The 24,369-nt window shown below is 43.6% G+C and carries 26 protein-coding genes; 12 read left to right on the forward strand and 14 right to left on the reverse strand.

Features of this window, described 5'->3' with window-relative positions; translation table 11 throughout:
• Nucleotides 1-10: 10 nt before the first annotated feature.
• From BK820_RS04250 to sdsA, 3 genes are all read right to left on the reverse strand, one after another.
• Nucleotides 11-1,279 (reverse strand): efflux RND transporter periplasmic adaptor subunit, encoded by a 1,269-nt coding sequence (locus BK820_RS04250; protein WP_071320206.1) that lies wholly within the window; start codon nucleotides 1,277-1,279, stop codon nucleotides 11-13.
• A gap of 744 nt (nucleotides 1,280-2,023) precedes the next feature.
• Nucleotides 2,024-4,066: a site-specific recombinase gene (locus tag BK820_RS04255; RefSeq protein ID WP_071320207.1), complete on the reverse strand. Its 2,043-nt coding sequence runs from the start codon at nucleotides 4,064-4,066 to the stop codon at nucleotides 2,024-2,026.
• A gap of 15 nt (nucleotides 4,067-4,081) precedes the next feature.
• Nucleotides 4,082-5,059 carry an All-trans-nonaprenyl-diphosphate synthase gene (gene sdsA, locus BK820_RS04260; RefSeq protein WP_004814857.1) on the reverse strand — a complete coding sequence of 326 codons (978 nt, stop codon included), beginning with the start codon at nucleotides 5,057-5,059 and terminating at the stop codon, nucleotides 4,082-4,084.
• A 456-nt stretch (nucleotides 5,060-5,515) separates the two neighbouring features.
• Between sdsA and rplU the strand changes: the two genes are divergently transcribed.
• The 8 genes from rplU to BK820_RS04300 all read left to right on the forward strand — a co-directional run bounded on the left by rplU (nucleotide 5,516) and on the right by BK820_RS04300 (nucleotide 11,860).
• The gene (gene rplU, locus BK820_RS04265) at nucleotides 5,516-5,827 is read left to right on the forward strand and encodes a 50S ribosomal protein L21 (RefSeq protein ID WP_004814860.1); all 312 of its coding nucleotides are present in this window, start codon (nucleotides 5,516-5,518) and stop codon (nucleotides 5,825-5,827) included.
• Nucleotides 5,828-5,846: 19 nt separating this feature from the next.
• On the forward strand, nucleotides 5,847-6,101 hold the full coding sequence (gene rpmA, locus BK820_RS04270; RefSeq protein WP_004814861.1) for a 50S ribosomal protein L27: 255 nt from the start codon (nucleotides 5,847-5,849) through the stop codon (nucleotides 6,099-6,101).
• A 240-nt stretch (nucleotides 6,102-6,341) separates the two neighbouring features.
• Nucleotides 6,342-7,034, forward strand: coding sequence for an outer membrane lipoprotein periplasmic chaperone LolA (lolA, locus tag BK820_RS04275; protein WP_005222953.1), 693 nt, complete (start codon nucleotides 6,342-6,344; stop codon nucleotides 7,032-7,034).
• Nucleotides 7,035-7,202: 168 nt separating this feature from the next.
• On the forward strand, nucleotides 7,203-7,964 hold the full coding sequence (locus BK820_RS04280) for a DUF3298 domain-containing protein (RefSeq protein WP_071320208.1): 762 nt from the start codon (nucleotides 7,203-7,205) through the stop codon (nucleotides 7,962-7,964).
• Nucleotides 7,965-8,064: 100 nt separating this feature from the next.
• Nucleotides 8,065-9,336, forward strand: a complete 1,272-nt coding sequence (serS, locus tag BK820_RS04285) for a serine--tRNA ligase (RefSeq protein WP_004891904.1) — start codon at nucleotides 8,065-8,067, stop codon at nucleotides 9,334-9,336.
• A 73-nt stretch (nucleotides 9,337-9,409) separates the two neighbouring features.
• Complete coding sequence (cysG, locus tag BK820_RS04290) at nucleotides 9,410-10,783, forward strand: siroheme synthase CysG (protein WP_071320209.1); 1,374 nt, start codon at nucleotides 9,410-9,412, stop codon at nucleotides 10,781-10,783.
• Between the two features lie 35 nt (nucleotides 10,784-10,818).
• Nucleotides 10,819-11,295 carry a tRNA (cytidine(34)-2'-O)-methyltransferase gene (locus tag BK820_RS04295; protein ID WP_004814872.1) on the forward strand — a complete coding sequence of 159 codons (477 nt, stop codon included), beginning with the start codon at nucleotides 10,819-10,821 and terminating at the stop codon, nucleotides 11,293-11,295.
• Nucleotides 11,296-11,470: 175 nt separating this feature from the next.
• The gene (locus BK820_RS04300) at nucleotides 11,471-11,860 is read left to right on the forward strand and encodes a hypothetical protein (RefSeq protein WP_071320210.1); all 390 of its coding nucleotides are present in this window, start codon (nucleotides 11,471-11,473) and stop codon (nucleotides 11,858-11,860) included.
• Between the two features lie 81 nt (nucleotides 11,861-11,941).
• Here the strand turns inward: BK820_RS04300 and BK820_RS04305 are convergent, their stop codons facing one another.
• From BK820_RS04305 to rpoD, 6 genes are all read right to left on the reverse strand, one after another.
• The gene (locus BK820_RS04305) at nucleotides 11,942-13,333 is read right to left on the reverse strand and encodes an APC family permease (protein ID WP_005222946.1); all 1,392 of its coding nucleotides are present in this window, start codon (nucleotides 13,331-13,333) and stop codon (nucleotides 11,942-11,944) included.
• 268 nt (nucleotides 13,334-13,601) lie between these two features.
• On the reverse strand, nucleotides 13,602-14,786 hold the full coding sequence (locus BK820_RS04310) for an iron-containing alcohol dehydrogenase (protein ID WP_071320211.1): 1,185 nt from the start codon (nucleotides 14,784-14,786) through the stop codon (nucleotides 13,602-13,604).
• Nucleotide 14,787: 1 nt separating this feature from the next.
• Nucleotides 14,788-15,321 (reverse strand): hypothetical protein, encoded by a 534-nt coding sequence (locus tag BK820_RS04315; RefSeq protein WP_004891919.1) that lies wholly within the window; start codon nucleotides 15,319-15,321, stop codon nucleotides 14,788-14,790.
• A gap of 75 nt (nucleotides 15,322-15,396) precedes the next feature.
• Complete coding sequence (gene lipB / locus BK820_RS04320; protein ID WP_071320212.1) at nucleotides 15,397-16,056, reverse strand: lipoyl(octanoyl) transferase LipB; 660 nt, start codon at nucleotides 16,054-16,056, stop codon at nucleotides 15,397-15,399.
• A 155-nt stretch (nucleotides 16,057-16,211) separates the two neighbouring features.
• Entirely contained in the window at nucleotides 16,212-16,499 is a 288-nt protein-coding gene (locus tag BK820_RS04325; protein ID WP_004814884.1) for a YbeD family protein, read from the reverse strand.
• Between the two features lie 113 nt (nucleotides 16,500-16,612).
• Entirely contained in the window at nucleotides 16,613-18,499 is a 1,887-nt protein-coding gene (gene rpoD / locus BK820_RS04330) for an RNA polymerase sigma factor RpoD (RefSeq protein ID WP_004891926.1), read from the reverse strand.
• 397 nt (nucleotides 18,500-18,896) lie between these two features.
• On the opposite strand from rpoD, the gene BK820_RS04335 reads away from it, so the two are divergent.
• Nucleotides 18,897-19,103, forward strand: coding sequence for a PA3496 family putative envelope integrity protein (locus tag BK820_RS04335; protein WP_004814888.1), 207 nt, complete (start codon nucleotides 18,897-18,899; stop codon nucleotides 19,101-19,103).
• Nucleotides 19,104-19,175: 72 nt separating this feature from the next.
• Nucleotides 19,176-19,700 carry a YecA/YgfB family protein gene (locus tag BK820_RS04340; protein WP_004814890.1) on the forward strand — a complete coding sequence of 175 codons (525 nt, stop codon included), beginning with the start codon at nucleotides 19,176-19,178 and terminating at the stop codon, nucleotides 19,698-19,700.
• Nucleotides 19,701-19,777: 77 nt separating this feature from the next.
• Here the strand turns inward: BK820_RS04340 and BK820_RS04345 are convergent, their stop codons facing one another.
• The 5 genes from BK820_RS04345 to trhO form a co-directional block, all read right to left on the reverse strand.
• On the reverse strand, nucleotides 19,778-20,218 hold the full coding sequence (locus tag BK820_RS04345; RefSeq protein WP_071320213.1) for an ABZJ_00895 family protein: 441 nt from the start codon (nucleotides 20,216-20,218) through the stop codon (nucleotides 19,778-19,780).
• A 188-nt stretch (nucleotides 20,219-20,406) separates the two neighbouring features.
• Nucleotides 20,407-20,829, reverse strand: coding sequence for an ABZJ_00895 family protein (locus tag BK820_RS04350; RefSeq protein WP_071320214.1), 423 nt, complete (start codon nucleotides 20,827-20,829; stop codon nucleotides 20,407-20,409).
• Nucleotides 20,830-20,859: 30 nt separating this feature from the next.
• Nucleotides 20,860-21,477, reverse strand: coding sequence for a DedA family protein (locus tag BK820_RS04355; protein ID WP_071320215.1), 618 nt, complete (start codon nucleotides 21,475-21,477; stop codon nucleotides 20,860-20,862).
• A gap of 84 nt (nucleotides 21,478-21,561) precedes the next feature.
• A complete protein-coding gene (locus BK820_RS04360; RefSeq protein WP_071320216.1) occupies nucleotides 21,562-21,840 on the reverse strand; it encodes an FUSC family protein in 279 nt (92 codons plus the stop codon).
• A gap of 205 nt (nucleotides 21,841-22,045) precedes the next feature.
• Nucleotides 22,046-22,978 carry an oxygen-dependent tRNA uridine(34) hydroxylase TrhO gene (gene trhO, locus BK820_RS04365; RefSeq protein ID WP_071320217.1) on the reverse strand — a complete coding sequence of 311 codons (933 nt, stop codon included), beginning with the start codon at nucleotides 22,976-22,978 and terminating at the stop codon, nucleotides 22,046-22,048.
• Between the two features lie 188 nt (nucleotides 22,979-23,166).
• On the opposite strand from trhO, the gene BK820_RS04370 reads away from it, so the two are divergent.
• Both BK820_RS04370 and BK820_RS04375 read left to right on the forward strand, forming a co-directional pair.
• The gene (locus BK820_RS04370) at nucleotides 23,167-23,655 is read left to right on the forward strand and encodes a DUF1289 domain-containing protein (RefSeq protein WP_071320218.1); all 489 of its coding nucleotides are present in this window, start codon (nucleotides 23,167-23,169) and stop codon (nucleotides 23,653-23,655) included.
• Nucleotides 23,656-23,700: 45 nt separating this feature from the next.
• Nucleotides 23,701-24,312, forward strand: coding sequence for a LysE family translocator (locus BK820_RS04375; protein ID WP_004814902.1), 612 nt, complete (start codon nucleotides 23,701-23,703; stop codon nucleotides 24,310-24,312).
• Nucleotides 24,313-24,369: the final 57 nt, after the last annotated feature.

Below are 24,369 nucleotides of genomic sequence, written 5' to 3' on the forward strand. Positions count from 1 at the left end.
ACCTTACTCCTTATGCTTTGGCAGCAGGTTTTTGTTCAGATTGTTCTTTTGCATCATCCGCTTTTTGCGCTGCACCAGGTTGTTGGGCAGTGGGTTGTGCAGCACCCTGTGGTGCAGCAGCTTGAGGCTGGTAAGGTTTAGCCACGACCTGTTGTTCCGGTTTTACTTTCGCAATACCATCTACAATCACTTTATCACCCGGCTTCAAACCTTCAGTCACGATCCAGTTGCTGCCTTGAGTACCGACTGTCGTTACTGGACGTGGAGTCACTTTATTATCAGCACCCACCAGCATCGCCATAGCTTGACCGGTAGGCGTACGTGTTAATGCTGCCTGAGGAATCAGGTAAGCATTTGGTACTTCACCCTGAACGATTTGCGCAGTAGCAAACATACCTGGTAGCAACAGGTGATTCTTGTTCGGGAATACTGCACGCAGTGTCACTGTACCAGTTTCTGGATTCACGCTGGCATCAGAGAATGCTAAACGGCCTTCAACCGGATAGATGCTGCCATCTTCCAGTTTTAACTTCACACGTGTGTTATTAGAGCTGTTCAGGTCACCTTTACTCAACTGCTGACGCAGACGCAGCAATTCCGCGCTTGACTGATTAATATCTACATAGATTGGATCCAGACGCTGAATGGTTACCAGCGGCTCTGGCTGGTTTGCAGTTACCAGCGCACCTGCAGTGATTGAAGAACGGTTAGTCTGACCAGAAATTGGCGCACGTACAGTTGAATAGCCTAAGTTAATTTGAGCATTACGCAATGTTGCACGGTTCGCATTCAAATCAGCTTCAGCCAGTTTAACCTGCGCTACAATGTCATCATATTCCTGCTTGGAAATCGCGTTAGTACCAACCAGTTGACGGTAACGACCTTCTTTAACACGTAACACGCCCAGATTTGCCTCAGCACGTGCAATTGCTGCACGAGCATTGTCCACTGTGGCACGGTTAGTACTAGAGTCGATTTCATACAGCGCCTGACCTTCACGGACATAGCTGCCTTCGCTGAATAAGCGTTTTAGCACGACACCAGTCGCCTGTGGACGTACTTCTGAAATCTCAAATGCTGTTGTGCGACCTGAGAGTTCAACAGACTGCTCAACGCTTTGTGGCTGTGCAACCAGCACACCAACTTCAGTCGGTGGCATTTGCTGTTGAGCACCAGCTTGCTGGCCCTCTTTAGGATCTTTGCTACAGCCAACAAGCGCGATACTTGTTGCTAATGCGCAAGCAGTCAGGGCAGGTGCCCAAAGCTTTGCAGACATCATTGTTCCACCTCGATTAGATTTTTATCTAAATTTTTTATTTGTAACTTATTGTATTTAAAAAATTAAATACAATGACAAGATCCAAATAAAACTTATACTCCGGTCGGCGATTACTTCTGGAGGAAACTATATTCACCAAAGGTTTTTTAAAATTCTTATGCCCATCACACCATCAGTTTATGAGGAAGATATTGCTGGCTGATGTAAATCACCAAGCGACATAACTGGAATGGGCAATCTGTATTGTTCAATTTATGAAATATCCAGAAGGCCATACTGAGGCAATGAGAATTTTAAGTCGCCATTTGAGAATAAATCCTCCAAGAATTCCGATACATATAAAATTAAGTTTGCATACTTTTTATACCAAACTGGGGCAATACACCAGCAGATGGTTAAAAGTAATACAAATGGCATGCCATACAGACACCTTATGGCTGCGGTTATTTAATACAGACAGATCTCTGTGTAGTACTTTATTTATTCAGCAATCAGCAAATCAAACTTGCTATAAACTGAATCAAGAAGAACGAACACACTGAAAATTAAATAAAAAAACCGACAAAAAGCAACAAGTAGGGCATGCCAGATATCCTTGTTCTTTCTAACCGACATGATAGCGGTTAACCGTCTGTCCTGAAGTGTACTTGTCAGTACACTTTTTTTCAAGTGTGCGTAATTTATACAAAATCCATATTTTTATTAGGTAATTCTGTTGATAAATCAACAAGAATTGTCTCAGTTTCAACCTTTGCTGATTGTATGATTTTCGTCAATATCAACATCTTGCTTTGGTGGCCAGAAGAAATCGCTCGGTCGAGTCAGGAAGTGGGTCATGACCAGTTTCGCCAGTGGTTTCCATTGTTCGAAACGCACCCGACGTGCACGTAATGCCACAATAATGGTCAGACTAAAACTGACAAACAGGTTAGTCAGACCAATCAGTAGAACACCTAGAAACGACACCACCACCAGGCCAATATCAGGCCCATTAATATTTATCAGTCCTTGAATAAAGTTGGCCGAAGCAAAGGCAATATGACGAATATCCAGCGGCATACCGAGAATAAAACCAATAGTGCCCATACTGCCGAGCATGATCCCGAAAATAAAGTTACCCCCCAAGGCTCCCAAATTACGTTCCATATATTCGGAAAATTTGTTTAAACGCTCTTGTCCCATCAGGTTAGCCAGACGGGCATGGGCTTTCAGACGTGGTCCGACCTTACGATATACCGCCATATTGTCAAAATAACCTGCGAGCAGGCCAGACAGGAAAAGACAAACCCCGGCAATCGCAGCATGTGGAATCGCAAGTGAAGTAAACGGGTTCAGGTCATGTAAGGTCTTGGCCGCTTTGGCATGATTCATTAAAGGTTCATGAAGGGCTGCATCCCACATAAAGGTCAGCAAGGCAGCAACGGGTATGGCAATCGAAATATTCCCGAGGATTGCTACAAACTGGGTCCGGATAATATTTACGATCAACGCGGCCAGTTCAGCAATTTGCGCGGTTTTAGAGCCTTTACGCTGTTGTACGGTAGAAGCCAGTGCAGCTGCGGTCATCGCGGGCTGTTTGGTTGCTACAGTAAAATGCAGCACATGGATGAGCATAAAGCCCAGTGAGTAATTCATGCTGTAGCTAAAAGCTTGCATGAGCGGTGCCATGGTGACACGTGCCATAAGTATCTTCAGGGTAGCCATAGTGGCAATAATGACCCCGGCACCCGCTGCGGCCTTATACATGGCCAGGAAGCCCTGCTTGTCGGTACTTACATAATGTTCACCGGTTTTACTGGCATTTTCAGTCACCTGTAAAGCCAGGAGTTCACTATTGGTAGTCAGTAAGGCACGCACACTGCGTTCACTATAAATTGCTTCGGTAATATCGGCGATAAACAGGCCAATGGATTGATAACGCAGGTTATCATCATCCAGCACCATATTCAGCAGGATTTCAATCCGTTCCAGACACTGTTCCAGTAAGGCCAGCATATAGGTCAGGCTGACACTGACCCCAATCCGTTTGGTAGAGCGGCGAATTTTGGCGACAACATCGTGACACTGCTCCAGCATGACCAGAGCTTGGGAAGCATCTGGCGGCGTAATCGCATCCACCAGTTCTACCGTGTTATAGCGTTTTTTATATTCCTGGATAAATTCAATGATCTCACGGTTTTGCACCAGAAAAGGTGATTCATATTCCATGAGCTCAGGCTGAGCATTAATAAATTCAGGATGCAGGGCAATACCACTGACGCGATATGACAGGATAGTCAGTGCCTTGATCAGTTCATCTTTAATCCGGGTTTTTTCAGGCTGATTAGAATGACCCTGATTCATCACGCTAAACAGTCGCAGCCAGTCTTCATCGGCCAGATAGTCGAGCCAGTAGCGGTCACTGCGTTCATGAAATACCCGACGCATCAGTTCCTGCAGGCTTTTATCATCCGGAATCATGGGCAGAATATGTGCACCAATACGCTGATTGAGCTGATTCCAGAAACCGTCCAGGGATAAAATACCTGTATCAGAAAACAGGCTGGTCTGTTTGTAGCGGTTAATCACGCGCAGCACAAAGGTCTGCAAGGTAGAAACCGCATTGGGAGTGATCAGTAAGGACTGTAAAAATGCCTGAAATTTTTCTTCGATTTCTTCGGTATTCTTGCTGTCTATTGGCCGTATACGATTCACGAGTTCAATTAACAGGTTTTCATCCAGCTTCGCTTGAGGCTGCTCAAGCTGTTGCTGCATGCTTTGGAAAATATCGAGAAACTTAATATGCATAGGCGAGGTGGGTATCTATTGAATGCGATGAAGCGCAAGTTTGGCCAGGTTAATCAGCGCCTGACGGTATTCAGAATCCGGCAGTAGATCCAGTGCAGCGATCGCAGCTTCGGTTTCTTCAGTCGCACGCTGACGGCAGTAATCCAGAGCACCGGATGCATTGACAATATGAATCACCTGTTCAAGGTGGTCAGTACCGCCCGTTGCAATGCTCTTACGCACAATCTCGAAGTCATCCCCAGAGGTATTCTTCAGTGCCGCAATCAATGGCAAGGTCGGTTTACCTTCCATCAGGTCATCCCCGATATTCTTGCCCAGTGTTTCTGCATCTGAGGTGTAATCCAGAATATCGTCAATGATCTGGAATGCATTTCCAAAGTGACCGGCAAAAGTTCGTAGCGGGGCACGGAACTCTTCTTTACCAGTCAGGATGGCAGCACCTTCAGTCGCCAGTTCAAATAGGCGAGAAGTTTTACCATGAATAATATTTAAATACGTTTCTTCAGTTGTTTCAGGCTGATGTTGCGACTGCAACTGCAATACTTCACCCTCGGCAATTTCACAGGTACCAGTTGAGAAGTCCTTGAGTAAGACCATATTGTTCAGATCAACCAGCAGGTCAAAGGCACGTGAGATCAGGAAGTCACCGACCAATACGGCAGTCTGGTTATTCCAGGTCGCATTCGCAGTTGGACGGCCACGGCGCAGGCCAGACTCATCCACGACGTCATCATGTACCAGCGTTGCAGTATGTAGCATTTCAATGATCGCCGCGAGTTTACGATGCTGATCCAGATCATCTGCGCCACAGGCTTTGGCTGCCAGTAAACACATAATCGGGCGCATACGCTTGCCACCGGCTTCAACCACATGTTTGCTCACTGCCATGACTAAGGCAACTTTTGAAGTAATCCCCTCATTAATGAATGTGTCCATCGCAGCAAAGTCATGTGCCACAGGAGCGAGAATATCTTGCTTAAAGTCGATGGTCATGTGAAAGGAAACCTCTAGTTTGGTGAATCTCAAGTCGGTAGTTTAACAATTTATAACATCCATGAAACATAAGAAACGTACAAACTCCACTAAAAATCAGTTTTTTATGATTAATATAATCCATCCAGCCCGATTCTGGTGGCTGACTGTACTCTATCGATTTATCTTTACGGATCATGTGATCCGAAATTTGTGGCTCAGTATACTACTCAAAAATAACCGTCCGGCTCTGTTGATTTTTGTAGCAAAAAATTGCATGAGTGTCTGATTTTACTAAAATTAGTATAATCTCAAAGAGATGGATAAATGCGTTCATCAATATTTCTATAAAATGGCTTGTTGTTTATACGAATATCCCTTAAAATCTTTGCCCTTGTATAACCCCCAGTGGCGTACGTTTTAAGACCGGTATATCCCTTTATCGGCACGACGACACGGGCATATTTGGAGTACATTATGTACGCAGTAATCCAAAGCGGTGGTAAACAGCACCGTGTAGTTGAGGGTGAAACCCTTAAAGTTGAATTATTGAAAGCTGAAACTGGCGCAACTGTTACTTTTGATGACGTGTTGATGCTTGTAAACGGTGAAAGCATTCAAATCGGTGCTCCAGTGGTAGCTGGCGCTAAAGTAACTGCAGAAGTAGTTAGCCATGGTCGTCACGACAAAATCCGCATCATCAAAATGCGTCGTCGTAAGCACTACCGTAAACAACAAGGTCACCGTCAATGGTTTACCGAGTTGAAAATTACTAGCATTTCAGGCTAATTACTAGGAGTAATGAGACATGGCAACTAAAAAAGCCGGTGGTTCGACTAAGAACGGTCGTGATTCGAATCCTAAGATGTTAGGTGTTAAAGTTTACGGTGGTCAAACTGTAACTGCAGGTAACATCATCGTTCGTCAACGTGGTACTGAATTCCACGCTGGTGTTAACGTAGGTATGGGCCGTGACCATACTTTATTTGCTACTGCTGATGGCGTAGTAAAATTCGAAGTGAAAGGCCAGTTCGGTCGTCGCTACGTATCTGTTGAAGCATAATCTGCGACAATAGAGAAAACCCACAGATTCTGTGGGTTTTTTTATGCTTGAAGATTGACGAGTTAGTCTGAAACATATGGCTGAAGAATAAACGTTCATCTTCATCATGATGAACAAAAGCAGGGATTTTGCATTAATAACAATACAAAACTTCTTATTTTCTATCATCTTAGTTTTTGAAATTCGTTTAAGATGAGCCATTAGATACATAGCGATATGCAAATACAAAAAGGTGAGATTATGAATATGCTTCGTAAAACTGTATGTGCCATAACAATCGGTGCGGCAACACTGGCTCCTGTCATGAGCACGACTGTATTTGCCGCAACTGCAGCGACGGAGCAGCAAGCCACTGCCAATCTGGTGAAGCAGCTCAGTAATATCCGTAGCTTAACGGCAAACTTTGAGCAAACCACCAAGATTACCAATCCGAAAGCAACTCAGAAAAAGGGTTTGAGCGCCCAGCACATGAACCAGACCTTTCGTGGTGTGATGAAAGTGCAGCGTCCGGGTAAATTCTATTGGGAAACTACGGCACCTTCGAAACAGACAATTGCTACCACAGGAAAAACTGTCTGGATCTATGACCCAGACTTGCAGCAAGCCGTTCGTCAGAGCCTGGATGAACAAGTCTCCAATACACCAGCATTATTGCTCTCTGGAAATACCAACCAGATCATGCAGTCTTATCGTGTGACACAGCCAAATAAAGGCAAGACTTATTACAAGCTGTATCCAAAGGCAAGTGATGGTGTATTTGAAAGCCTGACGATTAGCTTTGGCGCTAACAAGGCACCGAGTCTGATGATTCTGGAAGATTCATTGGGTCAAACCACTTATATCAACTTTAGCAATGTGAAAGTGAATGCCAGCATTCCGGCATCTACCTTTAATTTCACACCGCCTAAAGGAACGGACATTATTGATCAATAAGCATCAATGTCAGCAAAATAAAAAAAGCAACCTTCGGGTTGCTTTTTATTTGCCAATAATAGAAATGGATTTGGAGATATTACAAGGTTTGTCTATATCTAGAGATTCAGGCGTTTTAGAATAATCAAAATTCAAGTCAATTAAATTATGAAATTTCAGGTGCTTAGGATGAAAATGACTTCATTTAAAACCGGCTGGATCAGCTGTATTTTATGTTTAAATGTGGGGTTGTTTGCCTGTCAGCCTCAAACGTCTTCAGTCAATGCATCTGCGCAAACAGAAGAAGCAGGGCAAATACAATCCAAAACCATTCCAGTGAAAGGTGTTAATCAGGTCGTGTGCGAAGTAGAGAGTTGTGTGCGCTTTGATCTGCAAACTGTAGATACCAATATGGCTTGGATTGACCAGTATTTTCTAGAGCGTATGCAGCGTACCGAACCAGTTGCCTTTAGGAAAGTAAGCAGTGATAAAATCAAAGCAAAGGATCAGCCGAAATTTATTGAGCAGCGTTCCATTCAGGCCAGTTACCTGAATCAGCATGGTCACCTGGCGACTTTTATATTCAAAACTGCTCATCAGCCTAGACGTGCAGCACAGCCACAATCTCATACTGAATACGTCAATCTGGACCTAAAGCAAAAGAAGCGTCTGGCTCTTTATCAAATTATGCTGGGCAATACTGAAGAAAAGTTAAAACAAAGCTTGTATCAAGAAAACAAAGACTGGTTGGATCGTGCCCAAGTAACATCAAAGCAATTGGAATTAAGTGATAATTATTATTTTGACAGTCAAGGCTTGGTACTGATTTATCCAGCAGGTGAGTTGAGCAAGTCCACAAGTGTGATGGTAGAATTAAAAGTACCTTATACGGCATTAAACGGGATCATCCGACCTGAATATTTATCCATTTTGCCAAAAACAACCCCTTAAATATTGTGCTAATAAGGCGCAGCCATTCACCAGGTCACTGTATTTTTTGCCGTTAAGAGCTTACACTATAGCCAGTTTTTTTCTTATCTAAAGATTGGCTATGATCGACCCGAAATTACTCAGAAATAATATTGAGGCTGTAAATTTAGCCTTGGCAAAACGTGGTGTTCAACTGAATGTCGAGGAGTGGGCATCACTTGAAGCTCGCCGTAAAGAAATTCAGTCCAAAACTGAATCGCTACAAGCTGAGCGTAATGCGGGTGCGAAACAAGTTGGCCAAATCAAAAAAGCCGGTGGCGATGCGTCTGAAATCATGGCACGCATGTCTGCAATTGGCGATGAAATTAAAGCAGCAGAAGCAGCACTGGCTGAATTGCAAGCTGAACTGGAAGAAAAATCCCTGTCTATTCCAAACTTGCCAGATGAATCTGTTCCTGAAGGTAAAGATGAGTCTGACAACGTGGAAATCCTGAAATGGGGTACACCACGCGAATTTGATTTTGAAATCAAAGACCATACTGACCTGGGTGAAATGATGGGCGGTCTGGAATTTGAAACAGCAACTAAATTGACTGGTTCACGCTTCAGCGTTCTTAAAGGTCCTTTAGCGCGTCTACAACGCGCGTTGACTCAATTCATGCTGGATACGCACACCACCCAAAATGGTTATACCGAAGCCTATGTACCGTATTTAGTAAATGCTGATTCGCTACGTGGCACAGGTCAGTTACCCAAATTCGAAGAAGACCTGTTTAAGCTGCAAGGCGAAAAAGAATTTTATCTGATTCCAACAGCTGAAGTGCCAGTAACCAACTTCGTACGCGATGAAATTATTGATGCCGACCGTCTGCCACTGAAATATGCTGCACATACACCATGTTTCCGTAGTGAAGCAGGTTCTTATGGTCGTGATACCCGTGGCCTGATCCGTCAGCACCAGTTTGATAAAGTTGAAATGGTTCAGATCGTAAAACCTGAAGATTCTATGCAGGCACTGGAAGACTTAACTGGTCATGCGGAAGGTATCCTACAAGCTTTAGGTCTTCCATATCGTAAGATCATTCTGTGTGGCGGTGACATGGGCTTTGGTTCAACCAAGACTTATGATCTGGAAGTTTGGGTACCAAGCCAAAATACCTATCGTGAAATCTCTTCATGTTCAAATATGGGTGATTTCCAGGCACGTCGTATGAAAGCGCGTTACCGTGCCGACCAGAAGAAAACTGAATTTGTGCATACTTTAAATGGTTCAGGTCTGGCAGTGGGTCGTACCTTACTTGCTGTGATGGAAAACTACCAACGTGCAGATGGTTCAATTGAGATCCCTGAAGTATTGCGTCCGTACATGGGTGGTGCAACTTACATCGACTAAATATCGGTGTATGAACCAAAATGTGCATGAAAATTGCTTAGACAGTCAGATTTAAAACTTTTTGAGGCATTTTGTGGATATCTTTCCAATCTCGTTAAAGTTGCAACAGCAACCTTGTCTGATTGTCGGTGGTGGACATATTGCATACCGTAAAGCGGTATTGCTACAGAAAGCAGGCGCAGTTATCTCGGTAATTGCACCTGAAATTGAAGCAGCTCTGCTTGAGATTATTCAAGCAACTGCTGGCCAATATGTTCAGGCACCTTTCAATCCTGAAATTCCATTACGCTCTTATCGTCTGGTGATTGCAGCGACTGATGATGCTGAAGTCAACCGTCAAGTCTTTAATGCCTGTGAAGCTGAAAATGTTCTGGTGAACAGTGTAGATGATCCACCGCATTGCCGCTTTATGGTTCCGGCGATTATTGACCGTTCACCGCTGGTGATTTCGGTGGCATCAAATGGCACGTCACCAGTGTTATCCCGTCAGATTCGTACCCAGCTAGAAACCACCATTCCACATGGTATGGGTAAACTGGCTGAATTCTCAGGTAAGTGGCGTAGCGCGGTAAAAGCCAAGATTGCTAATCCAGATGAACGCCGTATTTTCTGGGAAGAGCTTTATGCTAGTCCTTTGAAAGAACAGGTGTTTAATGACAATCTGGCTGAAGCTGATCATCTGATTGAACAGGCACTACTGGAATGGCAAAAGCCAAAAGGTGAGGTTTACCTCGTTGGCGCAGGTCCTGGTGATCCAGAACTCTTGACCTTAAAAGCATTGCGTTTAATGCAACAAGCCGATGTGGTGATTTATGATCGTCTGGTCTCTGCATCAATCATGGACTTGTGCCGCCGTGATGCAGAGAAGATCTACGTTGGTAAAGCACGATCTAATCATGCAGTGCCACAAGAAGGGATCAATGCCTTACTGGTAAAATATGCCAGTGAAGGTAAGCGTGTCTGTCGTCTGAAAGGTGGTGATCCGTTTATCTTTGGCCGTGGTGGTGAAGAGATTGAAGAACTGTTCGCTGCGGGTGTGGCTTTCCAGGTGGTGCCAGGTATTACCGCGGCTTCTGGCTGTTCAGCCTATGCCGGTATTCCACTGACTCATCGTGATTATGCGCAAAGTGTACGTTTCCTGACAGGTCACTTAAAAGAAGGTTCACCCGAGCTGCCTTGGAGTGAACTGGTCTATGAAAACCAGACTTTAGTGCTGTATATGGGTTTGGTTGGTCTGGAAAAGATCTGTACGCAACTGATCGCGCATGGCCAGCGCCCGGATATGCCGGTGGCCTTAGTGTCTAAAGGCACTACACCTGAGCAAAAAGTAGTAATTGGAACGCTCCAAGATATTGCATCTAAAGTCTCTGAGCACCATATTCAAGCACCAACTTTGACCATTATCGGTGAAGTGGTGCGTTTACGTGAAAAACTTAAGTGGTCGTAAACGACCACTTAACTCCCCAAAAGTAGAGAAAAGCTGTGATCCATGTTGTTTTATATGAGCCTGAAATTCCTGCCAATACAGGTAATATTATTCGCCTATGCGCAAATACGGGAGCACAGTTGCATTTAGTCAAGCCGCTGGGCTTTGAACTGGATGACAAAAAGCTAAAACGTGCTGGTCTGGATTATCACGAATATGCCAATATGCAAATCTGGGAAAATATTGAAGAATGTTTGGCAGACTTAGCTTCTCAAGGCATTGGTGCAGATGCGGTCTATCCATTGACGACTAAAGGTTCTGAAACCCCACATACTTCAGACTTAAATCGTCCTGTGGCTTTGTTGATGGGGCCGGAAACACGTGGTCTGCCAGAAAATGTGCGTATGATGTTCCCGAAAGAACACTGGATCCGTCTGCCAATGGCTGAAAATTCGCGTAGTCTGAACCTGTCTAATGCGACAGCAGTGATTGTGTACGAAGCCTGGCGTCAGCAGGGGTTTAAAACGCTTTAATTAGTATTCTTTCTTTTAAGAAGCTGCCAATTGGCGGCTTTTTTTGATTTGTGTAACAAGGCTTGTGCAGTGGTTGGTCATTGGGCTTATCTTCGGTATAAATAATTTGAGAACACAAAAAAAGGAAAAAAACTTGAATAAGGGGTGGATCACAGCGAGTTGTGCGGTTTTATTAATGTTTAGTGGAGCAAGCCAGGCACAGCCAGAACCACAACAGCCAGTAGAAGAGGTAAAACCGCTTACTCAGGAGGAAATCAGGCAGGGTATGGCAGAGATGCAGCAGCAACTGAATGAGCGTATTGAAGCTTGGGGTAAAACCCTTAGCAAAGATGATTTTGAATGGAGTTGGCGCGGACGGATTCTGAATCAACCAAAACGTCAGGAAGTGTGTAATATCTTCCAGGGTGTGGTGAATGAAACCTATCATCTGGCTGTACAAAACAAGGCGCGTTTGAGTCCTGAAAGTCAGGAGGTTTTAAAAAATCGTAATCTATTTATCGAACGGCTTGGTTATAAGGATAATATTGTTGATACCTGCATGGGCTTTAACTGTCGTCTAAAATGATTTTGAACTGAACTAAAAAATAAACAAATCAGAACTAAAAAAGGCGCACTAAGCGCCTTTTTTATTTGAATAAGAAGGATATTATTTATCATCAAATTCATTGTGCTGAGGAGCAGGGTGCTTGAAGCCTTTGGTCTTATAACCCAGGTACAAGATACCGCCAAATGCCCAGATCAGACCGTATTTAAGCGAAGCTTCGTCGACTTCTAGCCATAATGCAAACACTGAAATGAAGCCAAGTAAGGGAACGACGACAAAATTCATGATCTCTTTGGCACTCTTCGTGCGGCCATCACGCAGTGCATAACGTGAAATCACCGACAAGTTGACGAAACTGAATGCAGTTAACGCACCAAAGCTGATCAGTGACACGACAAAGTCAAGATCCATGAAACCAGCAGTTAAAGCAACTGCACCAGCGATCAGGATGTTGTATGACGGTGTGTAGTTTTTCGGACTGATGTGACCAAAGATTTTTTTGTTAATTACGCCATCACGACCCATTACGTACATCAGACGAGACACACCCGCATGCGCTGAAATACCAGAAGCCATAACTGTCACAATCGCAAAGTAAAGTACCACTGTCTTAAATGCCACACCACCTACTGCTTGTAAAATATCAGGCTGTGTTGCAGCGATATCTTCAAAGTAGGTTTTTGGATCATTCGGGAAGAAGATCTGCATGAAGTAAGTACTGATGATGAAAATGATACCCGCTATTAATGCAGTCAAGAAAATCGCTTTAGGCAAAGTTTTTTCAGTATCTTTGGTTTCTTCAGCCAGTGAACTTAAAGAGTCAAAACCTGTAAAAGAGAAGCATAGTAAGGTTGCACCGGTAATCAGGGCAGCAACAGAGGTAAACTCATTCCAAAATGGCTCTAAACTCCATAATTGATACTTTGCATCGACTAATGTGCCGTCTGCATTTACACCACCTTCCAGAAGTTGGTAAACCATCCAGGTGAAGTATGCAATGACGCCCAACTGTACAAATACAATCATACTGTTGAAGTTGGCAACAAATTTTGCACCGCGGAGGTTAATCGCAGTCATGAACGCTGTTAAACCAATGACCCAGACCCAATGATTCATATCTGGGAAAAGTGCTTCCAGATAAATCACAGCCAAGATGATATTGACCATCGGTGATAACAGGTAATCTAGTAATGATGACCAACCCACCATGAAACCAACATTCGGGTGGATGGATTTTTGGGCATAGGTATAGGCCGAACCCGAAGATGGGTAGCGACGAATCATATGACCATAGCTCAAAGAGGTTAACAAAATTGCAATCAGTGCAAAAATGTAAGAGGTAGGAACGTGAAAGTTACTTTCTTCAGATACCAGACCAAAAGTATCAAACAAGGTCATGGGTTGAATATAAGCTAAACCGATAATAATGATGTGCCAGAGTCCCAGCGTTTTTTGCAGTTTAGCTGCCGATTGAGTCCCAGAGAAATTTGTCAACGGCGTTATCCTCTTAATCGTTGATCAAGGATCAGTCATATTGAATAAGGATCGTTTGAGACGAACGATCCCCCCTACAGTTTTCTATAAAAGTCCGCCAATCTACTTGAAAAGAACGGCTTTTGCTAGCTATTTTTTTGACTTTTGTCCTGCATAAAATGTGCCATTCAAAAAAAGAAATCGAATTTTTTCTTATGCAAGATAAAAGCCTGATGCTTAAAAAAACATCAGGCTAGAATTTCGGCTATATTGGCTTATTTTTCAGTAATTACCAAGCCTTTTTTAAGATGGTTTTCAAATCTTCCAGGGTGGCTTCTTTCGGGTTATAAATGATGGAACCATCATTTAATGCTTTCTCGGCAACTTCATCCAGTTGTGCCTCAGAAACCTTGCCTGTTTCACTTAATGTACGTGGTAATTTAGTCAGGGCATAAATACGGTCACGCATCGCTTGAATGGTTGCAATCGCTTTATCGGCACGCAAATGCCCAGGGGTCTGTGCATAGATATCCGGGCCAGCCAGTGGCAGAAGCAGCTCTGCAATCTTGCCACCATTCACTTCCTTGTTGTATTCCAGGACATAAGGCAGGAACAGGTTCATACATAGTCCATGCGGCAAGTGAGCCACCGCACCGAGCGCATGACCGAGTGAATGCACCAGACCAACCATCGAGTTCGAGAAAGCGATCCCAGCCATGGTAGAAGCTTGTGCCAGTTCCAGACGACCTTGAGCATCAGAGGGATTATCCAGCACCTTAAACAGATTCTCACTGACTTTCTTCACTGCTGCTGTGGCATAAGCATCTGAAATCGGATTGGCTGCCATACAGGTATAGGCTTCAACCGCATGGGTCATCGCGTCCATTGCAGTCATTGCAGTTAAATGCGGTGGCAAAGTCTGGGTCATACGTGGATCAAGAATCGCAGCATGCGGCATCAGATAATAAGATGCGAACGGCATTTTCAGATTCTTTTCAGTATCCGACACCACTGCAACCATGGTCACTTCAGAGCCTGTTCCAGACGTGGTAGGAATTACGAAAAATGGTTTTAAGGGCTTTGGCAGGTTATGTGCGCCAGAATATTTAAGCAAGTCATCGCCACCTTCAGAAACCAGAATGTTGGTCGCTTTTGAGGTATCGATAACTGAACCGCCACCGATGGCAATAATCGCATCGCAGTTATTGTCACGATATAGTTGTGCAGCACGACGTACTGTACCTAAGCTCGAATCAGGTGGGATATCATCAAAAATCGCTGCAATCTCTGCATCCGTCGATTCAAAAGCAGCTTCAATCGGTGCAAGCAGATTATTGGCACGTACGCCTTTATCGGTAATGATGAGTGGACGTTTGGCACCTAAAGTCGAGAGTTCAAACGGAATATGTTCGAGCGCAGCATGACCGGCAATCACCTTGACTGGACAAAAAAATTCATAATAAGGCTTGGTCATGTTAGGCACTCCGTTTCAAATACGATTGAGCAATTTTTAAATAGATGCTGCTTGCTTCAGTTAATTTTTCTTTCAGGCTGAGATTACTTGGATATTCTTTGACAGCCAGTTGTGCCACCATTTTCGGCAAAATCAAGGCTTCCATTTTATTCAGACAACGCACCAGACGAATAGCATAAGAGATATCACCATCGGCAATCATGCGGTCATGGGCAAAGGCCTGTGAGGTACTTTCCTGGAATGAAAAGACCAAAAAGGCATGATGCAAATGCTTAAAGGTGATCGTAAGGTCAGGCACAGTGTCCATAGATTTCACGAGTTCAAGTTGCTTCTCTTCAGTAACCCGGGCAATAAATGCCGGGCCGTGGGGGAAGACTTTCATGGAAAGACTGAAATTCGCCGGAAACTGGGCAACTTCCTTTTTGATTTCTTCATCGACCTGGCTTGCCATGACTAAGCCTCTGCCAATCACATCCATCATGAGTTTGACATAGGCCTGTTGCAAAGCAGGTTTAACGGATTTAGTTGCAATCACGTGATGATCCCTACCTGGAATATTATTAGTTTAGAGTAATTACTCTAATTTATTTATTATTGAAATGCAAAGGCTTTATCTTTGCTCGACGCTAACGTCCTTAAAGTAACCGCTGCTGGTTAAAGTTTCAATAATTTCGACACACAAGTCAGCAAATTTTGGCGGGTTATTGACCAAGTCGTTAATGCAGACCATTTCCAGTCCTGCATAGCCACATGGATTGATGGTATGGAAACCTGTCAGGTCACAGTCAATATTCAAGGAAAGACCATGATAGCTACGACCTTTACGGATTTTAAAGCCGAGGGAACCAATCTTGCGTTCATTGACATAGACACCGGGTGCATCCGGTTTGGCATAGGCTTCAATATTATGCTTCTTGAGTAGCTCAATCATCAGGTTTTCGGCATAGGACACCAGCGTACGGACATTCCAGCCAAGACGGTTCAGGTCAAACATAAAATACGCCACCAGCTGGCCCGGACCATGCCAAGTAACTTGACCACCACGGTCGGTTTGAATCACGGGAATATCGGTTGGAATCAGAATATGTTCGGGTTTACCTGCCTGACCTTGGGTCAGTACATCATGGTGCTGCAAAATCCACAACTCATCCGGGGTGTTTTCATCACGGTTTTCAGTCAGGGCTTTCATTTCCAGAAAGCGGTCTTCGTAGGGAGTCAGGTCATTATATTGACGAATAATCAGGCAGGGTTTTTGAACCGCATCAGTCACAGTGTGCGTCCTTGGAAAGATTAAAAAATACTGCCAATAATTATAATGATTTCAAGCCGTGATAGGGGAGTGATTCACAGTAATTCTCAATTACCAATTCACAGATATAAAAAAACACGCCCTGAAGCGTGTTTCTTATTACGGCCTGAGCTGTCTTAAAGCGCAGTTTTGATCAAAGGACAAGCAGCCAGATCTGCATAAACAGCATGTACCTGTTCCAGTTCAAGGAAACGGAGCTGTGCAGTGATCGAATGATATTTACCTGTACGTGAAGGCGTAACGGTCATTTTACTGCCATCAAATTCAGGAAAATGCTTTACAAAGATCTCATTTACGGCCTGATGCAACTCAATACCAGCAAGGCCAATCAGTTTGATCGGATAGTCCATCGGGAACACCCAGAGATGTTCCTGTAATTCGCGAGAAGGTGTACGGTCTAACATGGTAGTCCCCTTATTTGAAACGCCTGCAATCATGCAGGCGTTTGGGTCTGTCTTGGCTAGTTAAAATGGAGACCCTGAAACAAATTTCAAGTCTCCAGAACAAGCATCAAATCTTAATCATTCTCAAGGAATGAACGCAGGTGTTCAGAACGGGAAGGATGACGCAGCTTACGTAAGGCTTTCGCTTCAATCTGACGGATACGTTCACGGGTTACGTCGAACTGCTTACCTACTTCTTCCAAGGTATGGTCAGTTGGCATGTCGATACCAAAACGCATTTTCAGGACTTTCGCTTCACGTTCAGTCAGGTTTTCCAGTACTTCACGCGTCGCTTCTTTCAGGCCTTCTGACGTTGCCGCATCCACAGGAGAGGTGATGTTGCTGTCTTCAATGAAGTCACCCAAATGCGAATCTTCATCATCACCGATCGGTGTTTCCATCGAAATCGGTTCTTTGGCGATTTTAAGTACTTTACGAACCTTCACTTCATCCATTTCCAGACGTTCGCCCAGTTCTTCCGGAGTCGGTTCACGGCCCATTTCCTGAAGCAATTGACGAGATACACGGTTGATCTTGTTAATGGTTTCGATCATGTGTACTGGAATACGGATAGTACGTGCCTGATCCGCGATTGAACGGGTAATCGCCTGACGAATCCACCAGGTTGCATAAGTCGAGAACTTGTAACCACGACGGTATTCAAACTTGTCTACGGCTTTCATCAGACCAATGTTACCTTCCTGAATCAGATCCAGGAACTGCAAGCCACGGTTGGTATATTTCTTCGCAATCGAAATGACCAGACGTAAGTTCGCTTCAACCATTTCTTTCTTGGCACGGCGCGCTTTCGCTTCACCCACCGCCATACGTTTGGCGATGTCTTTGATGTCACGAACTTTCAGATCAAGTTCTTTTTCAATGTCTGCAATCTTTTGCTGGAATGCCAGCACGTCAGGGCGTACTTTTTCCAGATAAGCTTTTTGATCGGCAGGTGCTTTCGCAATTTGCTCATCTAACCAGGCTGGATTAGATTCCTGACCCGGGAAAGAAGTACGGAACTGGGTGCGGTCCATGCGGCCACGACGGACTGCATAACGCATTACTTCACGTTCTGCACTACGGATCTGGTCGTGGGTACCACGAATCATTTCAGAAATGATATCGAACAGGCGCGGTGTGAACTTGAACATCATGAACACAGTAGCTAAAGCTTGTAGTGCCTCTTCTGCTTCTTTGCTGTTGCGGCCATGTTTTTCAATGACAGCCTTGGTATTTTTCCATGCATCTGAAAGTTCAGCAAAACGAACTTTAGCGATTTCTGGATCTGGACCTGAGTCACCTTCAGAATCGTCATCACTGTCAGACTCTTCTTCATCTTCCTCATCATCCAGTTTTACATCTTTGGTTGACTTGGTAGTTGCTTCTTCATCTTCTTCGATGTCAGCGACTTCTTCCAGCACTTCTGGAATATCATCATCAGTTTCAGGGTCTAAATAACCTGAAAGAAGGTCGGCTAGGCGACGTTCGCCAGCTTCATAATCTTTGTATTCTTGTAGTACAACTTCTACGGCATTTGGCCAGTAAGCAATGGAGTGAAGAACGTCACGGATCCCTTCTTCAATACGTTTTGCAATGCTGATTTCGCCTTCACGCGTTAAAAGTTCAACGGTACCCATTTCACGCATATACATACGTACTGGGTCAGTTGTACGACCTGGCTCATTTTCTACAGATGCAAGTACTGCTGCAGCTTCTTCTTCTGCAACTTCATCGGCAGCTTCTGCAGTATCCTCAAACATCGCATCATCAGATTCAGGCGCGCGATCATGTACCGGAATGCCGACGTCATTCAACATCTGAATGATATCTTCAATCTGTTCACTTTCTGTGATTGAGTCCGGGAGATGATCGTTAACCTCAGCGAAGGTTAAATAACCTTGTTCTTTGCCTCGGCTAATCAGAGCCGCTACTTGCGAAGTAGGGGAAGTCATATCGCTCATCTTTGCTTACTCTTCGTTGAATCTGTGACAGTAAAAAATCGTACAACTCTGCACGACTTAAGCTCATTAAATTTAGTGAATAGCCTACATATTTCATCAGAGTATTCAGCATTAAGGCTGTCTGACAAAATATTTAAAATGAAATTCAGTAATTTAAGATGGGGATGAATTTGTTATTTTCAAGTCCAGCCCCGGCGTATCTGTATCCGACCAAAAATATATAGTCAAAAAATATAAGGACGCAGGGTGGATTATATCATGCCATACAATTTACTTGGAAAAAAAGCCCTATTTACAAATTTAAGATACTAAAATTTAAATAAAACTTGACAAGTATTTTTAGGCAAGATAAATAGCGCCTAGGACCCTTTACATTTTTCACAATGAGGTAGTTTTAGTGTCTTCTACAGATTTTGAACTAGATGATAACTACGGTGATGATGATGTTAGCTTCGATGAGGCTTCCAGCAAGCTCAGCGCAAAAGAGTCGTTGGAAAAACGTCGTCTGATTGATGACCTGTTGACTCAACGCCGCCTCGAGCGCGAACTCAAAGATTTTGACTACGACTTCGACGATGACGATGACTTCGACGACGAAGATTAAGCAATTCGGATTTAGCATGGCCTGAATAAATGCTATGCTAGGCCTTTCGGAATTTCTAAGTTTGGATATTAGATGAGTGCTTTAGATTTAGACCTGTTGAGTGACTATCTGGATGGCGACCAAAATGAGTATGGTCTGGATTTCGCGGCAACTCACGGTTTCCTGTGTGCAATTGCAGTAGGTCCGCAGTTTGACAGATGGCTGGATGAGCTTTTTGATAACAATCAGAAAAAAGTTCCAGCAGCAATCATCGAACAGGTTAAAGTATGGCTGGAGTCTATCCGTCAAAGCTTGGCCAATGAAGAAGGCATCACTTTCCCGTTTGAAATCGAGGAAGCAGATACCGAATCAAGTCTTGGTGACTGGAGTGTGGGCTTTGTTGATGCCATGTTCCTGAACGAAGAAGCATGGTTTGCAGAAGAATTTGAAGAACAGCTGGTGGATTTAACCCTGCCAATCATGGTCTTCAGTGGGATTGATGAAGAAGACCCACAAATGGAAACTTTCCGTCGTAACGGCCAGTTAATGGACGAGCTTGCGGAAGAAATTCCAGAAAACCTGAATGAATTGTACCTGATGTATCACACACCAGACTAATTTTCCCAAATCAAAAAAGCACCTTCGGGTGCTTTTTTCATATCTGCTTTTCATATCTGTAATTTTAAGCTAAGCAACTATTCTTTAGCCTGTTTTTTGGCTTCCAAACCTTTAAGTGCGTTTTTACTCATCCAGCCGAAACATAAGGCAAGGACAACATATTGAATCGCCAAGCCTAGCAGCAATACGCTTATCCAGATGCCAAAAGATAAAGATTCCAGCATACCGAGGATAATTTCCCGTTGTTCTGCAATACCCAATATTGATAAGGATAAGATCAAGCCAATTAGCACGCTAATGCCTAGACACCCCCAAATTAACTGTTTTTTCTCTATAACACTTGGTAGACGCTGTTGATCCTGAACAAATTTGATCGCTGCCGCTGCCCCTGCACCGAATAATGCTGGGATGGCAGTGCTGCTGCCAGGCAAATCGATAAACATATTTAAACCAGCGATAAGCAGAATCGCGACCAGATAAACTATAGTGAAATAGCCAAAATATTTTTTAATCATCATTTTTATCTCAAATATTGTGTTTTTATTGTTGTTGCTTGTGTGGTTAAAAATGGGAAATACTCTACCAACAAGTTTGTTTATTTTAATAATAAGGTGCTCGAATATTCAGCAAGATAAATTAAAAGAATACGACGAATGTCACGTGAAGCATAAAAGGATCACGTGACATGATTTGAATTACATTGAAATTAAGCGTGTTTCTTTGGCTGTTTAGCCAAGCTATAGCGGCTATAGCCATGATAGGCGACATGAAACAGGGCAGCATGCAAGGCAATCAAGGCAGCGACAATAAATGAATTTGGGCCTCGGCCTGTATAGTTCATTCGGTGTAGAATTTCCTCGGTATAAGGGTGCAGCCAGATCATCACCAAGATAAAAATAAAGCCGAGGCTCATGGCAATAATGGTAGAGCCCCAGACCAAGGTATTTTTTTCCTTGGCGTCAGGTACACGCAGTTCCTTATACACAAAATGCCGGGCACTCAAGAATGCTGCTGCAATTAATGGAGGAATGAAGATAATGGCACCCAAGTTTAACCAATACACAATCATGCCGAACAAAACCAGCAAGGCAAGATAAACGGCTGCAAAATATTTAAGATAATGCGACATCGTTCTGGCCTCCTTAACAGGACTTACTGTTCAGGATGGACGATTTTTGCGTTGATGTCTACGGTACAGAACCCAGCCGATAATAATCGCTACAATTGCAATAATGATGTAACTGACCTTGCTAAAAATCTGATGCATCAAGTTCTGATTTTCGCCGAAATAAAATCCAACACAGGCCAGGAAAGTCGTCCAGATGATGGTTCCCAAGCTGCTATAAAACATGAATTTCCAGAAGGGCATACGACTCATTCCAGCAGGAATACTGATTAGAGAGCGTACTGCGGGAATCATACGTCCAGCAAAAACAATGCGATGACCATACTGCTCGAACCATACTAAAGATTTTTTTACATCATCAGACTTAATAAACAGATATTTACCATAGCGGTCGACAAATCTGAAAATCGATTCATGACTGAATTTATAACCAATCCAGTAAAGTAAGGCAGCAGCCAGCAGGGAGCCGATGCAACCCGCAATGATCACGCCGGCCAGTACTAATTGACCTTGGGACGCGGAATAGCCTGCAGATGGCATAATGATTTCAGAGGGAATAGGCGGGAAGACATTGTCGAGGAACATGAGCAGGGCAATACCCCAATAGCCCAGCTGTTCCATAATAGAAATAATCCAGTCAGTCAGATTCATAAGCAGCAGTTGATTGAAAATACTGCTTTTATCCTACGGAGTATTCCAGAATGGGTAAAGTAGATAAATTGTAGATCGCACAAATTAGCTATGCGTGAGGGTATAGATATAAACTCGACGCAGCAGATAGGCACTGAATATTGGCAATATACTTAAAAGCAAAAATTGCACGATGCCAGTGTTGATGTGATAGCCAATAAATAGCGCTAAGATCGCACCAATAACAGTTCCTAGCACAACAATAAAAAGATGTGATTCATGTTCCAGCTGGTCCATGACTTCAACAGTCCGCTGTACTTTTACCTGATCCTTGCGTTGAAACTGAACAATATTATCTTCATATTTTGCGTAGGATTTTGCCATTTTGTGTTCCTTTTCATATAAAAAATATATTTAGTAATTAAACACTTAGGTGGAAAATGATTACTGCATATAGATTATCAAGACTTTTTCCTTTTAAAGGGGAATCTTGGTAAAAGCGTGTTGAGATTTTTATTTCGATTGTGAAGTTTGTGTAAAAAAAAGCCCTCAAATGAGGGCTTTTATACATCTAGTTACATTCTACACATTATAAACGTTTACGTTTTGCAGCAAGGATTTGTGACTGGCGCATACGGAAGCCTTCTTTTTGCTTCTCAGTTGTTTTGTCAATACAGTACACACAAGATACGCCGTGTTCATAGCTTGGTAATGCTGCCTCCTCAGGAGTGAGTGGCCAGCCACATGCGTGACATTTAGTATTTTGGCCTTCTTCCATACCGTGAGTCACGGCAGTACGGCCATCAAATACGAAACATTCACCTTCCCACAGGCTCTCTTCTGGTGGGGTTTCTTCCAGGTATTTCAAAATACCACCTTTCAGGTGATAAACCTCAGTAAAGCCTTCTTGAAGAAGTAAAGAAGTTGATTTTTCACAGCGGATCCCGCCTGTACAGAACATGGCAATTTTCTTGTCTTTATGCTGTTCCAGATTCTGTTTCACGTATTCTGGGAATTCGCGGAAAGTTTCAGTTTTCGGGTCAATCGCACCCTTAAATGTACCGGCCTTGTATTCGTAGTCATTACGGGTATCGACCAGAATCACGTCATCACGCGCAATCAGCTCATTCCATTCTTTAGGATTAAGATAATGACCGACAAGATCACGTGGCTTAACAGGTACACCTAAAGTCACGATTTCTTTCTTCAGTTTGATCTTCATCTTACGGAATGGCTTGTCAGAGCTATGAGACTCCTTGTATTCCATTTCGTTGAAGCCTTCGTCCAGAAGGAACTGATGTACTTTGTCGATGGCTTCACGGTTACCTGCGACGGTACCGTTGATGCCTTCGCCTGCCACAATTAGAGTACCGCAAAGGTCGATGGTTTTTACCAGGTCAAGGAGGCGTTGTTGAAGACCTGCGGGGTCTTGAACTTCCTTAAATTGATAAAGTGCGGCAACAACCCAACCAGTCGTCGCTTGCTGTTCTACAGGTGCAAGCTGTTCTACAGTAGCGTTCATGGAATACTCCAACGTAGCATGATATTTGAAAGGCGCACATTTTAACGTGATTTGCATGATTATGCGAGTAAAACCCATAGCATTTATAGGGACTTCAATTCATGCAGGAGAGCGTGTATAGTCTTGCCCGACCCGGTATTATTGCAGACCTGCCTGTGCTGAAATGATCAGCAATGTTGGAGTAAGTTTTGAGTTCAGATCGTCGTATTGCATCTTTAACCCCATGTGCAGGGCGTTGCTCGACCGTATTTGGTGATGCGGTATGTCGCGGTTGTCGCCGTTTTAATCATGAAGTGATTCAGTGGAATACCTATACGGCTGAACAGCATAACGCAGTATGGCAACGTCTGGATGCTCAACTTGATCAGATTCTAGTCCCCATGCTACCTCTGGCAGATATGACCCATGTCGAGAAATTTGTATTGTCCAAGCGGGTGCGGTTGCGTGATGATGCCAGTAAAGGGCGTAAGCTCTATCATGCATTAAAATTGTGTGAAAAAAACCGGCATTTGACTGATGAGAGTGGCCTAGGCATTCATTACAAACAGGTACGTCCGATTTGGGATGAATTTGAACGTCGAGTATTGGCATTGGCAAAAGCCAGTTATGATCTGGCATTCTTGCGTGCTGATGGGATGAGTCAGCATTTGATCAAGATGGAAGAAGAGGACGAGTAGGTCCTCTTTTTTTTATACTGACTATATTAGACAAGGAGGAATGGGGTGAATATTACCGAATATCTGCTGTATTGTCTGGCCGTAGTAATCATGATCGCGACACCCGGGCCAGTAATGTTACTGGTCGCTAGTGCCGGGCTCAAAGGCGGCTATAAGCATGCCTTGCAGACTATTTTCGGGACTAACTTTGCCTCACTGGTTCTGATTGGTTTATCCATTCTCAGTCTAAAAGGTCTTCTGGTTGTTAACGAAAATTGGCTGAATGGCATTAAGCTACTTGGCTGTTTTTATATTGCCTGGCTGGGAGTTCAGATTTTCAGGGAAATCTGGCAAGGGCAGGGATCAACTGGACCACAAAGCCTGCAGCCTGTACAGGGCGGCTTTCGTACCGGTTTTCTGGTAGGTATTTCTAATCCCAAGGATATTATTTTCTTTGCCGCCTTTTTTCCGCAATTTATAGGCATTAGCCCAAACCTCGATTTAAGCTTGGTGATTCTGACAATCAGCTGGATTGTTCTGGATTTCCTCACCCTGTCACTGGTGTATCTGGGGTTTCAGCGATTATCTCGGTCTCAGCTTTATCCGCATTTACTGGGGCTATGCGGCTTGATCTTGTTAATGGTTGCACTGTATGGAATTTATTCCATCTTCAGTTAATTCAATCAATATACATGACACAAAAAATCCCGAACCAAATGCCGGGATTTTCTTTTT

Origin of the sequence: Acinetobacter sp. LCT-H3, from assembly GCF_001866125.1 — a bacterium.
Classification (GTDB): domain Bacteria; phylum Pseudomonadota; class Gammaproteobacteria; order Pseudomonadales; family Moraxellaceae; genus Acinetobacter; species Acinetobacter schindleri.